The organism is Streptomyces sp. NPDC126510 (assembly GCF_040302345.1).
Classification (GTDB): Bacteria; Actinomycetota; Actinomycetes; order Streptomycetales; family Streptomycetaceae; genus Streptomyces.
Map to the genome: position 1 here is coordinate 118,790 of NZ_JBEORR010000010.1, position 13,366 is coordinate 132,155.

Below are 13,366 nucleotides of genomic sequence, written 5' to 3' on the forward strand. Positions count from 1 at the left end.
GCCGACCCGCCGGCCCCGAGGACCTAGGCTGGGCGTCATGACCCAGGTCGAGGTGCTGCAGTTGCTGGTCTCGCCCGCGCACCGGCTGGCCGGGCGGCCGTCCGACGGGCCCTCCCCCGGCCCGTCCGACGAACGTGTCACCCGGGTGGAGGTACGGCGTGAGCTGGGGCTGGTCGGCGACCGCTACTACGCCCGGCCCGCCCACCGGAACGCGGCGGTGACCATCATGGCCTCCGAGAGCCTCCCGGTCGGCGCCGATCTGCGGCACACGCGGCGGAACATCCTGCTCAGCGGCGTCGACATCGACTCCTGCGTCGGTGCGACGATCTCACTCGACTGCGGCACCGGGCCGGTGATGTTCGCCGTGAAGCGTCCCGCGCGGCCCTGCGCCTGGATGGACGTCACCATCGGCCCGGGCGCGCAGCGCGCTCTGCGGGGCCGGGGCGGTGTGCGGTGCACGCCGCTGAGCGACGGGGTGCTCACGCTCGGCCCGGCCACGTTCCAGGTCGTGGCCGGGGCCGACGCGGGGTCCTGAAGCGGCCTGGGGCGGTCAGCCGCCCGACGGCGGCGTGCGGATGGCAGCGATGTCGAGCTGCAGGCGCACCTTCTCGCTCACCATCGCGCCGCCCTCGGCCAGCCTGCTGTTGTAGGTCAGGCCCCAGTCCGAGCGGTTGATCGTGGTGGTGCCGTCGAAGCCGACCCGGTCGTAGCCGAAGGGGTCGGTGACCTTTCCGATGTACGTCATGTCGAGCACCACCGGGCGGGAGACGCCTTTGATGGTCAGCTCGCCGGACATGCTGAACAGGTCGGCGCCCGTCTGCTCCACCGCCGTGCTGGTGAAGCGCATACGCGGAAAGGTCGCGGCATCGAGGAAGTCACGGCCGACCAGATGCGCATCCCGCTGTTCCACGCCGGTGTCGACGCTGGAGGTGAACAGAGTGATGTCGGCCCGTGACCGTGCGGGGTCGTGCGCGTCGAAGTAGAGGCGACTTTCGTACTCCAGGAAACAACCGCGCACGGTGGTCACCATGGCATGCCGGACGGAGAAGCCGATCCTGCTGTGCGCGGGGTCGACGACCCATTCACCGGACAGATTCGCCAGGTGAGGGTCCGGCAGCACGGCAGTGGAGGATGCCGGTGCGCCGGTGGAGCGCTGTGGGGGGAGCGGTGCCTGCCGGCGGGACGGCACAACGCGGCTGAACAGGTTCATGATTCATCTAGGTACTTGAGTTTGGTTATAGCCGCAAGTCCCCTTCCGTTTTGCGGCTGTTGAGAACGAGACCCTGCCCCCTTTTGCCGCCGCTTTGCACAAAATCCACACACGGCTGTCGCGGGGTATCACCGAAACGACCATCCGAAACTCCAGGAATTTTCATTTCGGGCATTTCGGCGAATCGGTCTTACGTCGCCTCTATCGCCAGGTCGTTGTCGACGGTGTAGTAAGGGCGAAGAGTGGAGCCGTCCGCCTCGATCGACGGGTAGACGTACACGTGCTTGCGGTCCGCCACGTCGTCGAGCAGCCGGCCGATCCTGACGGGCCGTGCCTCGGCGCCGGGACGGACGAAGACGTCCCAGATCCGGGCCGCTCCCCCGCCGTCGCCTGTCAGGTCCCCGGGACCGGTGGTGAAGGAGAAGCCCCTGCCGTCGTCGTCGATCCGGGGGGCGAGGGTGCGCACGGTGTCCGTGCCACGCAGGCGCAGACGCACGCTGGCGTCCTCGTGGAGCTCGGCACCGTGCAGGCGGGCCGTGACCGTCATGGCCCGGTCCGAGAGGTCGATGCCGCGGGCCTCCGCGTGGGCGGTGCGCCGCCATGCCCGGAGGGCGAGGAAGCCGTCCTTCGTGGCGTACGGGATCCGGACCGCGACCGGCGAGGGGCGGTCGCGCAGGTGGCCGTCGACGAGGGTGCGCAGGTCCCGCAGACCGGGGCGCAGCCGTCGGCGCTCGGCATCCGGCTCCGGCAGCAGGTACACGTCCCAGCGGCCCTCGTCGAGGACCGGGCGCGGTTCCAGTTCGGCGTGCCGGTGGCCGTCGGCCCCGTCGGTCTCCAGGTCGAGGAGGTGGACGGTCGTCTCGGGCAGGCCCTTCTTGGGCCGCAGCCGCAGGAGCAGCCGGGGATGTGCAGCGGGGATCGGCGGGAGCCGGAAGGTGATCCGGCCGTCGGTGTCGATCGTGCAGTCCGCCCGCGGGGCGGTGTCGAGCTGCGGGCTCGTCTGCTGGTCTTCCGGGGTGCTCATCGGCGTCCCTTCCGTATCGAGCGCAGCACGCCGGTGGCTGCGGCGTGGGCGGCGTCGCGGGCCGCGTGGCCCCGGCCGGCCAGCGGGCTGTGGGTGCGGTGGCCCGGCAGGGTGGCCGCGCGGCCGGTGCTCCTGGCCGCGGCGGCCCTCTCCAGGAGGCGTTCGGCCTGGGCGACGACGGGGCAGGGGGCGAAGCGGCGCGCGTTGTCCAGGGCGGCTCGGCTCATGCGGCGACGCCGCTCGTCGTCACCGACGAGTTCCAGCAGGGCCGAGGCGAGCGCGTCACGGTCCCCGACCGGTACGAGCCGGCCGTCGGTGCCGTCCTCGATGATCTCGCCGGGGCCGTAGGGGCAGTCGGTGCTGACGACGGGCAGCCCGCAGCGCATCGCCTCGACGATGGTCATGCCGAACGGCTCGAAGTTGGACGCGGCCGCGCCGATCGACCCCTTGGCCCACTCGGCCTCCATGGGGGTGGCGGCCCCCATCAGGAACACGTTGTTCCACAAGCCGAGCCGCTCGATGAGCCGGCGCAGGTTGGCCTGCTCCTCGCCCTTGCCGTAGATGCGCAGCTGCCAGTCCGGGTACGCCGCGGCGACCCGGGCGAACGCCTCGATGAGGAGGTCGTAGCGCTTGACCGGCACCAGGCGACCCGCGGCGATCACCACCTTGGCGGTGCTGTCCGCGGGAGGCAGGCCGGGGTCGGGGACGCTGTTGGGGAGGGCCTCGACATGGACGCCGGGCAGCCACATCTTGCGCCGGTAGGCGGCGGCGTCCGCTTCCGTGACGGTGGTGATCACGTCGAGGCGGCGGTAGGCGCGGCGCAGGGCGGTACGCAGCCGCGGCGAGTGGTTGTCGAGCGTGAGGTGCTCCTGGCCGACACGCAGGACGTGCTGCGGGGCCTGGCGGGCGATGTGCACGTTGAGGCCCGGGCGGGTGCCGATGACGACGTCGGCGTCGAGCCCTTCCAGACACTCGCCGATGCGCCGGTCGGTCAGCTCGCTGTACTGGTGGTGACGGTACTCGGCGGGCGGGAACACCTTCGCCGGTCTCCGGTGCAGCGGGTCGTCCGCCTCCTTCCGCAGGTCCACCAGCGCCCGCAGCCGCACCCGTGGGTCCAGGACGAGGTTGGGGCGTTCCCTGTGCCGTAAGGCGGAGACGATCTCCACGTCGTGCCGCTCGGCCAGGGCCCCGGCCAGATTGAACGTGGTGGTGATCGTGCCTCCTATTCCGTAGGCGTTGTGGATCAGGAAAGAGATCTTCATGGTGGCCTAGACCGTGTCAACGCCCCGTTCGTTGTTCGTCGTTACCACTCTGTGGCCGTGCCCGGCCGACGGACCGGATGAGCCGATTCCGGAATGATCTCGGACATAAGTGGTCTGGGCCATACCGTTTCGCCCCCGATGTGTGGATAGCTTGATGTGTTTTTGCCCGCGCATCGTCGCGTCCTCGGGTGCACCCTCGTATCGATCTTCAGGAGACCCATGCGCCCCCGCACAGCCTTCGTCCCGCGCATCACCTCCCTCCCGCCCGTCGCCCTGGCCGGCGGCGCGCTGGCCATGGGGGTCGGCGGTCTGTACATCGCCGGGCTGCTCCTCACGGGCGGCCAGATCGACTCCGGCACGACCGTGCGCGGAGTGGACATCGGGGGGCTGAGCCGCTCGGAGGCGGTGGCGAAGCTGGAACGTGAGCTGGGTCCGGCAGGCGCCCGGGAGCTGTTCGTGAAGGTCGGCGACCGCACCGGCAGCCTCGATCCGGAGGATGCGGGCCTCTCCTACGACGTCCGGGAGACCGTCGACCGGGCGGCGCGCACCGGCGCCGATCCGTTCAGCGTGTTCGGCGGGTTCTTCCGCTCGGGCGGGGACATCGAACCGGTCGTGCACCTCGACGAGGGCAAGGCCCGCACGGCCCTCGGGCAACTGGCGAAAGCACTCGACCAGAAGGTCAGGGACGGTGCCGTGACCTTCGACGACGGGCGCGTGAAGACCGTCGCGCCGCGGACGGGGTACACCCTGGACGTGAACGCCGCCGTCGGGCCCCTGCGCGACTCCTTCCTGCGTGGCGACACCGGCACGGCCACTCCCCTGCCCACCCGTGAGAACCGGCCGAAGGTCACCGCCGACGAGGTGCGGCGGGCGGTGGACACCTTCGCGTCACCGGCCATGTCGGGTCCGGTCACGCTCACCGCGGCCGGCAAGCGGTTCACCGTCGGGCAGGACGCGCTGGGCGCGCACCTGACCATGCGCCCGGACGGCAGCGGCAGACTCGTACCGGAACTCGACGCGAAGGGCCTGCGCGCCGAGCCCGCCGTGGCCGGACCGCTGGACGCCATCACCACCACCGCCGAGAACGCCAAGCTGCGGCCCGAGGGCGACAAGGCCGTGGTGGTCCGGGACGCCACGGTGGGCCGGTCGGTCGGCGACAAGGCGCTGGGGAAGGCCGTACTCCCCCTGCTCACCCGATCGGGCGCCGACCGCAGGGGCGAGGTGGAGGTACACCGAACCCAGCCGGAGGTGACCCGCGAGAACGCCGCGCGACTGGGACTGACGGAGAGGATGTCCTCCTTCACCGTCCACTTCGAGCGGGCCGAGTACCGCACGAAGAACATAGGCCGGGCCGTGGAGCTCATCAACGGCTCCGTCGTCGAGCCGGACGAGACCTGGAGCTTCAACCGGACCGTCGGTGAGCGCACCAAGGCCAACGGCTTCATGGACGGCATCATCATCCTCGACGACAAGTTCACCAAGGCGTCCGGCGGCGGGGTCTCCTCCGTGGCGACGACCGTGTACAACGCGCTGTTCTTCGCCGGGGTCAAGCCCGTGGAGCACGGCGCGCACTCGTTCTACATCGAGCGCTACCCGGAGGGCCGCGAGGCGACGGTCGCCTGGGGGAGCCTGGACCTGCGGTTCACCAACGACTCCGGCAAGGCCGTCTACATCCAGGCCGAGTCCACCGACACCTCTGTCACCGTCTCCTTCCTCGGCACCCGCAAGTACGACGAGATCAAGTCCGTCACGGGCCCGCGCACCAACGTGACGCAGCCGGAGAAGAAGGTGAGCGACGACAAGGAGTGCGTGCCGCAGACACCCCTCGAAGGGTTCGACGTCACCGTGGAGCGGGTCTTCTACGACGACGGCCGGGAAGTGAAGCGGGAGCCGTACCGCACGCACTACACGCCGCGTGACGAGATCGTCTGCGAGTGATCCACTCCCCGGTCTTCCGGCTCCACAACTCTCCCTCCCGAACCAGGCGTTGACCCGGCCCAGGCGGGCCAGCACAATAAGCGCCCACTGGTTGAGAGCGCTCTCAAGGGAGATCCATGACTGGCAGACAAGGCCCGGCGCTCAGCCGGCGTTCGCTCATCGGTGCCGGACTCGGCATCAGTGCCGCAGGGCTCACCGCCGCCGCCCCGGGGCAGGCCTTCGCGGCCGGCTCCACCAGGTCCCGCCCGGCAACGGTCCGGGGGCACGCCTTTCTCGCCGCCGCCATGGACGCCTACCCCGACCACGGCGACCTCCGACTGACGCAGAGCTACACCGACCAGGCCGGACTGTTCAGCACCGCGTTCACCTACGACAACGCCCTCGCGCTCCTGGCCCACCTCGCGGCCCGGACCCCGGCCGGACTGACCAGGGCCGAGGCGCTGGGCGACGCCCTGCTCCACGCCCAGACTCACGACCCGGCGTACGACGACGGCAGGCTCCGGCAGGCCTACAACGTCGGGCCGTACACCTTCTACGACGGCTCGCTCCAGCCCGACGGCTTCGTACGGGCCGACGGCACCGCCAATGTCGGGACGCAGTTCGGTTTCACCGGGACGGCCGTGGGCGACATGGCCTGGGCGGGCATCGCGCTCGGCGCCCTGGCCCGCCGCACCGGGGCGCGCCGCTTCCTCGAGGGTGCCGTGCGGATCGGCGAGTGGATCGAACGGACCGGCCGCACCGACGAGCCCCTCGGCGGCTACAAGTTCGGGGTGGACGGGGCGAATCAGAAGCTGCCGTTCACCTCGACCGAGCACAACACCGACCTGGTCTGCCTCTTCGGCCGCCTCGCCCGGCTGACCGGCGACCGGGTGTGGCTGGAGCGGCGCGGGCGGGCCGAGGCGTTCGTGCGCCGGATGTGGGAGCCGTCCGGGGGTTTCTTCTACACCGGCACGAACGACGGTGTGACGGTCAACAAGTCCCCGGTCCCGGAGGACACGCAGACCTGGACGCACCTCGCGCTGGGCTCCCGACGCTACTCCCGTTCCCTGGACTGGGCCGCGGCCGAGCTGGCCGTCCTGGACCACTCCGGGCGCCCGAACAGCACGGTGCCCGCGGGGCAGTCGTACGAGGGGGTCACCTTCAGTTCGGCGAGTCTCCTCGCGAACGAGGACGCCCCGATCGCCGACGGCCAGCCGAGGCCCGACCGCAACGGCGTGTGGTTCGAGGGGACGGCGCATCTCGCGCTCGCCCTGCGCGATCGCGGGGCCCGTGGTGACGAGGCAGGTGCCCGGCGTCTGCTCGCCTCGATCGAGCGGGCGCAGGATCTCCTCGGCGACGGCCAGACCATCGGGGGCAAGGCCCTGCCCGAGCGCAGTGGAGTCGTGTCCGCCAGCAGTCCGCTGGACACGGGCTTCGGCTTCGGTTACTACCCGTACCGGCACACCGGGGCGACGGCCTGGTACCTGATGGCCGCGGCCCGGTTCAATCCGCTCCAGGTGTGACGGAACGGCCCGGTCCGCTCTCGTGTGCGGCGGACCGGGCCGGCTGTCCCTCAGGCGAGGCGGTGGACCGCCTGGGTCGTGAGCTCGTAGCGGGCGCCGACGATCGCCAGCTCGCCGGTGCCGATCCTGGCGGCGAGTTCGGGTTCCGCGGCCAGCCGGGAGCGCACGAGCCGGACGTTGGCGCTCACGGTCACGTCGATCCGGGCGTCCCCTTCCTGGCCGTGGTCTATGGCGGGGCTTATCTGGTCGACGAGGTACTGCATGTGGGCGGGCAGTCGCTCTCCCGACTGCTCCGCCGACACGGCGGCACGTACCGCGCCGCACGACTGGTGGCCGAGGACGACGACCAGCGGTATGCCGAGTTCCAGGACGCCGTAGGCAACGCTGCCGAGCACGGCCTCGTCGAGAACCTCGCCGGCGGTGCGCACGGTCATCAGGTCGCCCAGACCCTGGTCGAAGACCAGTTCCGGGGGCACTCGCGAGTCGATGCAGCCGAGCACGACCGCGAAGGGGTGCTGGGCGGTGGCCAACGTCCGCCGGATGGCCGGGTTCTCGTGCGGGTGGCGTTCCCGGAAGGCCCGCCAGCGGCGGTTGCCCGCGGCCAGTTCCCGCAGGGCCTCGTCCGGGGTGCCGGGTCGGGGCTCCGCGGGGCCGGAGCCGGCGGGCGCGGCGGTGGCCGGGCGCGCGGCACCGAGACCCGCGCCCAGGGCCGCGGCCCCGGTCAGCGCGGTGCGCAGCAGGGTCCGGCGGACGGTTCCGCCGGTGGAGGGCCGTGAACCGGCGAAGGGGTGCGGTTCAGGGCCGGCGCCTCTGTGGGAGGTGGCATGTGAGTTCACGGGCCAGAACGTATGCCCGAATGCCCGGCCGGCCGCCGTCCTTGCCGTTTCATGGTGAGAGTTGGGTAAGTGATGTTCTTACCTTGAAGAGTTTTTGACGGTCCCTCAGGCAACCGGCAGGACGCCCGGGCCTGCCGGCCCGGGCGTCCTGTCATGCGGGGGTGATCAGACCAGGTCGAACCGGTCCAGGTTCATGACCTTGACCCAGGCCGCGACGAAGTCGTTGACGAACTTCTCCTTCGCGTCGTCGCTCGCGTAGACCTCGGCCAGCGCGCGCAGCTCGGAGTTCGAGCCGAAGACCAGGTCGGCGCGGGAGCCGGCCCACTTGACCTCGCCCGTGGCGGCGTCGCGGCCCTCGAACGTGGTCTGGTCCTCGGTCGTCGACTTCCACTCGATGCCCAGGTCGAGCAGGTTGACGAAGAAGTCGTTGGTCAGCGAGCCGGGCGTCTTGGTGAGGGCGCCGAGCTGGGACTGCTGGTAGTTGGCGCCCAGCACCCGCAGACCTCCGACCAGGACGGTCATCTCGGGGGCGCTCAGGGTGAGCAGGTTGGCGCGGTCGAGCAGCAGGAACTCGGCCGGCAGGCGGTTGCCCTTGCCGTGGTAGTTGCGGAACCCGTCGGCGGTCGGCTCGAGCGCCTCGAACGACTCGGCGTCGGTGTGCTCCTCCGTCGCGTCCACACGGCCCGCGGCGAAGGGAACCTCCACCTGGTAGCCGGCTTCCTTGGCGGCCTTCTCGACCGCGGCGGTGCCGCCGAGGACGATCAGGTCGGCCAGGGAGACCTTCTTGGCGCCGGCGCCGGAGTTGAACTCCTGCTGGACGCCCTCGAGGACCCGCAGGACCTGCGCCAGCTCGTCGGGCTCGTTGACCTCCCAGCCGCGCTGCGGCTCCAGGCGGATGCGGCCGCCGTTGGCGCCGCCGCGCTTGTCGCTGCCGCGGAAGGTGGAGGCCGAGGCCCAGGCGGTGGAGACCAGCTGCGAGACGGACAGGCCCGACTCGAGGAGCTTGGTCTTGAGGGTGGCGACGTCACCGTCGTCGATGGTCTCGCCCTCGGCCTCCGGCAGCGGGTCCTGCCACAGCAGGGTCTCCGCCGGGACCTCGGGGCCGAGGTACAGCGACTTCGGGCCCATGTCACGGTGGGTCAGCTTGAACCAGGCGCGGGCGAAGGCGTCCGCGAACTCCTGCGGGTTCTCGTAGAACCGGCGGGAGATGGGCTCGTAGATCGGGTCGAAGCGCAGCGACAGGTCCGTGGTGAGCATCTTCGGACGGTGCTTCTTCGAGGAGTCGTGCGCGTCCGGGACGATCTCCGGGGCGTCCTTGGCCACCCACTGGTTGGCGCCGGCGGGGCTCTGCTCGAGCTCGTACTCGAACTCGAAGAGGTTCTTGAAGAAGCCGTTGCTCCACTGGGTCGGCGTGGTGGTCCAGGTGACCTCCAGGCCGGAGGTGATGGTGTCGCCGCCCTTGCCCGTGCCGTAGGTGCTGCGCCAGCCCAGACCCTGCTCCTCCATGGAGGCGGCCTCGGGGTCGGCGCCGACGTTGTCGGCCGGGCCGGCGCCGTGGGTCTTGCCGAAGGTGTGGCCGCCGGCGATCAGGGCGACGGTCTCCTCGTCGTTCATCGCCATGCGGCGGAACGTCTCGCGGATGTCGCGGGCCGCGGCGATCGGGTCCGGGTTGCCGTTGGGGCCCTCGGGGTTGACGTAGATGAGGCCCATCTGGACGGCGCCGAGCGGGTTCTCCAGCTCGCGGTCGCCGGTGTAGCGCTTGTCGTCGAGCCAGGTGGTCTCGGGACCCCAGTAGACGTCCTCCTCGGCCTCCCAGACGTCGGCGCGGCCACCGGCGAAGCCGAAGGTCTCGAAGCCCATCTGCTCCAGGGCCACGTTGCCGGTGAGGATCAGGAGGTCGGCCCAGGAGATGGACTGGCCGTACTTCTTCTTGACCGGCCACAGCAGACGGCGGGCCTTGTCGAGGTTGCCGTTGTCCGGCCAGCTGTTGAGCGGGGCGAAGCGCTGCTGGCCGGCGCCGGCGCCGCCGCGGCCGTCGCTGATGCGGTACGTACCGGCGCTGTGCCAGGCCATACGGACCATCAGCGGGCCGTAGTTGCCGAAGTCGGCGGGCCACCAGTCCTGCGAGGTGGTCAGGACCTCGGCGATGTCCTGCTTGACGGCGTCGAGGTCGAGGTTCCTGAAGGCCTCGGCGTAGTCGAAGTCCCCGCCGAGGGGGTTGGCGACCTCGGGGTTCTTGGCGAGGATCTTCAGGTTGAGCCGCTCGGGCCACCACTGGCGGTTGCCACCGCCCTGGGTCGGGTGCAGGGCGCGGCCGTGCGCCACGGGGCAGCCGCCTCCCGTCTCCTCCGACTTCGAGTCGGTGACGATCGCGTCGTGGTTCTCAGTCATGGAAATCCTTCCGGACGGGGTGGATCACAGTGCTCGGGTGGAGCGCGGTGCTCGGTGGATCACGGTGCTCGGGTGGATCACGTGCTCAGGAACTGCGGGCGGTGGAGCAGGCGGGGCACAGGCCCCAGTAGATGACCTCGGCCTCGTCGACGGCGAAGCCCCGGTCGTCGGACGCGGTCAGGCAGGGGGCGTGGCCGACCGCGCAGTCGACGTCGGCGACGGCTCCGCACGAGCGGCACACGAGGTGGTGGTGGTTGTCACCGACCCGCCCCTCGTAGAGCGCGGGGCTGCCGGGTGGGTCGAGGCGGCGTATGAGCCCTGCCGCGGTGAGGGCGTGCAGCCCCTCGTAGACGGCTTGGACGGAGATGTGGCCCACGCGGCCGCGCACCTCGGAGGCGATCGCCTCGGCGCCGAGGTGGTCACCGTCCCGCACGGCCTCGAGCAGCGCGACACGGGCGGCCGTCACCCTCAGGCCGACACCTCGCAGCTCCTCGGCGGTGGTCGGGTTCCCGGTTGCGGTCATGGGATCAACCTAGCCACACAAACACGATTGATTCAAGAAAACGAACGGTTCAATTTTGGTGTCGGGAGTGTGAGCCTTTGTGGGACGGCTTACTTGAGGTGTGTGAGCTCAGTCACAGCCACATGATGACGCTCTGCCGAGCGTCAGGTGCCGCGCACCGCCGTGCCGGTGTGCGGGTCATGCGTCCGGCGAGGTCAGGCGTTCGAGCTGGGCGGCGGCCGTCGCGGCCTTGCGGCCGGCCTCGCGGGCCCGGCGGTCGGCGGTGCGCGCCTCGTCCCGGGCGGCCCGTTCGGCGAAGCGGGCCTGCTGGTGCTCGTTCCTGGCGCGTTCCAGTTCCCCGGTGAGTTCCTCAACGCGTCGTTGCAAGCCGTCGACCCGCTCTTTCGCCTCCGCCGCCGTCCGGCTCGCCGCCTCCGCCTCGTCCTGCAGCTCCCGCAGCGCGCGTTCGGCGGCTTCGGCGTCCTTGCGGGCCCGCTCCAGTCGGCGCCGTTGCTGCTCGCTCGCCCTTCCGCTCGGGCGGGAGGGCTCGGGCCCGGATGCGGGAGCGGGGCGCTGCGGCCCGGCGCCCTCTGCGACGGCCGGGAAGCCGACCGCCGCGCTCAGCGGCTTGGCCAGGCGGCCGCCGGCCCAGGCCCGGGCGGCCTCGGCGTCGGCCAGCACGGCGTGCAGGGTGTTCTCGACCTCACGTTGCACGCTCTCGCCGATCGGATGCCCGGCCTTCTTCGCGAGCTGCCGCGCCTGCACGGACAGGGCCCGGATGAGCGCGTGCTGCCTGCGGCTCAGCTCGCGCAGTTGTGCGCCGTCCAGGTCCTGATGTGCCTGCCGCAGCCCTTCTCCCAGGCGCAGCAGGGGTTCCACCTCTTCGGGGCTGCTGCGGACCAGGAGATTGCTGACCCAGGCGGCGAGGCTGGGCTTGCGCAAGCCGCGGATCCGCTCGGCGAGTTCCCGGTCGCCCGCGGTGCGGGCGGCGGCCATGGCGGAGGAGCGGGCCGCGGTGAACTCCTCCGGGCGCAGGGCGTACAGCTCGTCGGCCACCGAGTCGTAGTCCATGGGCACCCCTTTTCGCACAGTAAGCCCGCTGATGATCCGTTTTCGATCGTCTCAGGAGCGGCCCCGCGAGGCGCGCGGAGCTACGGCCGAACGCCATCGGAGGCACCCCGTTCACGCCCCGGAAAGCCGACGGTTTAACATATGAGCGCCGCCTAGCTCGAAAGATGGACTTGTGACTGTCAACGACGACTCGTTCACCAACTGGAAGATCCGCGAGGAGATCGCGGAGTCGATGATCCCGATCATCGGGAAGCTGCACCGCGAGCGGGACGTGACCGTCCTGCTGCACAGCCGCTCCCTGGTGAACAAGTCGGTGGTGAGCATCCTCAAGACTCACCGTTTCGCCCGGCAGATCGCCGGCGTGGAGCTGTCGGTCACCGACACCCTGCCGTTCCTGCAGACCCTCACCACGCTCGACCTCGGTCCCTCCCAGATCGACATCGGCCTGCTCGCCGAGGCCTACCAGGCCGACGACCGGGGCCTGTCGATCGCGGAGTTCACCGCCGAGGCCGTCGCAGGTGCCACGGGTGCCCACAAGATCGAGCGCCGCGAGGGCCGGGACGTCGTCCTGTACGGCTTCGGCCGTATCGGCCGGCTCGTGGCCCGGCTGCTCATCGAGAAGTCCGGCTCGGGCAACGGTCTGCGGCTGCGGGCCATCGTGGTGCGCGGGGGCGGCGAGCAGGACATCGTCAAGCGCGCCTCGCTGCTGCGCCGCGACTCGATCCACGGCCAGTTCCAGGGCACGATCACCGTCGACGAGGCGAACAGCACGATCGTCGCCAACGGCAACGCGATCAAGGTGATCTACGCGAACGACCCGTCCGAGGTCGACTACACGGCGTACGGCATCAAGGACGCCATCCTCATCGACAACACCGGCAAGTGGCGTGACCGCAAGGGCCTGTCGGAGCACCTGCGCCCCGGTATCGACAAGGTCGTGCTGACCGCGCCCGGCAAGGGCGACGTCCCCAACATCGTGCACGGCGTCAACCACGACACGATCAAGCCGGACGAGCAGATCCTGTCCTGCGCGTCCTGCACCACGAACGCGATCGTGCCGCCGCTGAAGGCGATGGACGACGAGTTCGGGGTCCTGCGCGGCCACGTCGAGACGGTTCACTCGTTCACCAACGACCAGAACCTGCTGGACAACTACCACAAGGCCGACCGCCGGGGCCGGTCCGCGCCGCTGAACATGGTCATCACCGAGACCGGTGCCGCCTCCGCGGTCGCCAAGGCGCTCCCCGACCTCAAGGCGCCGATCACCGGCAGCTCGATCCGTGTCCCGGTCCCGGACGTCTCGATCGCGATCCTCAGCCTGCGGCTCGGGCGTGAGACCACCCGCGAGGAGGTCCTCGACCACCTCCGCGACGTCTCCCTGACCTCGCCGCTCAAGCGCCAGATCGACTTCACCACGGCTCCCGACGCGGTCTCCAGCGACTTCATCGGCTCGCGCCACGCCTCGATCGTCGACGCCGGTGCCACCAAGGTGGACGGCGACAACGCGATCCTCTACCTGTGGTACGACAACGAGTTCGGCTACTCGTGCCAGGTCATCCGTGTCGTGCAGCACGTGTCAGGCGTGGAGTACCCGACGTACCCGGCTCCGGCGGTCTGATCCGTCTGATCC

The 13,366-nt window shown here is 70.6% G+C and carries 11 protein-coding genes; 4 read left to right on the forward strand and 7 right to left on the reverse strand.

Annotated features, from left to right (window positions below; all coding sequences use genetic code 11):
* Nucleotides 1-37: 37 nt before the first annotated feature.
* Nucleotides 38-535, forward strand: coding sequence for a molybdenum cofactor biosysynthesis protein (locus ABTX60_RS16310; protein ID WP_352097703.1), 498 nt, complete (start codon nt 38-40; stop codon nt 533-535).
* A gap of 15 nt (nt 536-550) precedes the next feature.
* On the opposite strand, the gene ABTX60_RS16315 is transcribed toward ABTX60_RS16310, so the two are convergent.
* The 3 genes from ABTX60_RS16315 to ABTX60_RS16325 all read right to left on the reverse strand — a co-directional run bounded on the left by ABTX60_RS16315 (nt 551) and on the right by ABTX60_RS16325 (nt 3,496).
* Nucleotides 551-1,210, reverse strand: coding sequence for a YceI family protein (locus ABTX60_RS16315; RefSeq protein ID WP_352097704.1), 660 nt, complete (start codon nt 1,208-1,210; stop codon nt 551-553).
* Nucleotides 1,211-1,400: 190 nt separating this feature from the next.
* Complete coding sequence (locus ABTX60_RS16320; protein ID WP_352097705.1) at nt 1,401-2,234, reverse strand: transferase; 834 nt, start codon at nt 2,232-2,234, stop codon at nt 1,401-1,403.
* Entirely contained in the window at nt 2,231-3,496 is a 1,266-nt protein-coding gene (locus ABTX60_RS16325; RefSeq protein WP_352097706.1) for a glycosyltransferase family 4 protein, read from the reverse strand. The genes ABTX60_RS16320 and ABTX60_RS16325 overlap by 4 nt, the downstream gene beginning before the upstream one ends.
* Before the next feature lie 219 nt (nt 3,497-3,715).
* Here ABTX60_RS16325 and ABTX60_RS16330 point away from each other — a divergent pair, with 219 nt between their 5' ends.
* Nucleotides 3,716-5,434, forward strand: coding sequence for a VanW family protein (locus tag ABTX60_RS16330; RefSeq protein WP_352097707.1), 1,719 nt, complete (start codon nt 3,716-3,718; stop codon nt 5,432-5,434).
* 116 nt (nt 5,435-5,550) lie between these two features.
* Entirely contained in the window at nt 5,551-6,936 is a 1,386-nt protein-coding gene (locus tag ABTX60_RS16335; RefSeq protein WP_352097708.1) for a Tat pathway signal sequence domain protein, read from the forward strand.
* A gap of 50 nt (nt 6,937-6,986) precedes the next feature.
* Here the strand turns inward: ABTX60_RS16335 and ABTX60_RS16340 are convergent, their stop codons facing one another.
* The 4 genes from ABTX60_RS16340 to ABTX60_RS16355 all read right to left on the reverse strand — a co-directional run bounded on the left by ABTX60_RS16340 (nt 6,987) and on the right by ABTX60_RS16355 (nt 11,736).
* Nucleotides 6,987-7,772, reverse strand: coding sequence for a carbonic anhydrase (locus ABTX60_RS16340; protein ID WP_352097709.1), 786 nt, complete (start codon nt 7,770-7,772; stop codon nt 6,987-6,989).
* A 165-nt stretch (nt 7,773-7,937) separates the two neighbouring features.
* Nucleotides 7,938-10,163 (reverse strand): catalase/peroxidase HPI, encoded by a 2,226-nt coding sequence (katG, locus tag ABTX60_RS16345; protein ID WP_352097710.1) that lies wholly within the window; start codon nt 10,161-10,163, stop codon nt 7,938-7,940.
* An 85-nt stretch (nt 10,164-10,248) separates the two neighbouring features.
* Complete coding sequence (locus ABTX60_RS16350; RefSeq protein ID WP_352097711.1) at nt 10,249-10,686, reverse strand: Fur family transcriptional regulator; 438 nt, start codon at nt 10,684-10,686, stop codon at nt 10,249-10,251.
* A 177-nt stretch (nt 10,687-10,863) separates the two neighbouring features.
* A complete protein-coding gene (locus tag ABTX60_RS16355; protein ID WP_352097712.1) occupies nt 10,864-11,736 on the reverse strand; it encodes a hypothetical protein in 873 nt (290 codons plus the stop codon).
* Between the two features lie 172 nt (nt 11,737-11,908).
* Between ABTX60_RS16355 and ABTX60_RS16360 the strand changes: the two genes are divergently transcribed.
* Nucleotides 11,909-13,354 carry a glyceraldehyde-3-phosphate dehydrogenase gene (locus tag ABTX60_RS16360; RefSeq protein ID WP_352097713.1) on the forward strand — a complete coding sequence of 482 codons (1,446 nt, stop codon included), beginning with the start codon at nt 11,909-11,911 and terminating at the stop codon, nt 13,352-13,354.
* The last annotated feature ends 12 nt before the right edge of the window (nt 13,355-13,366 follow it).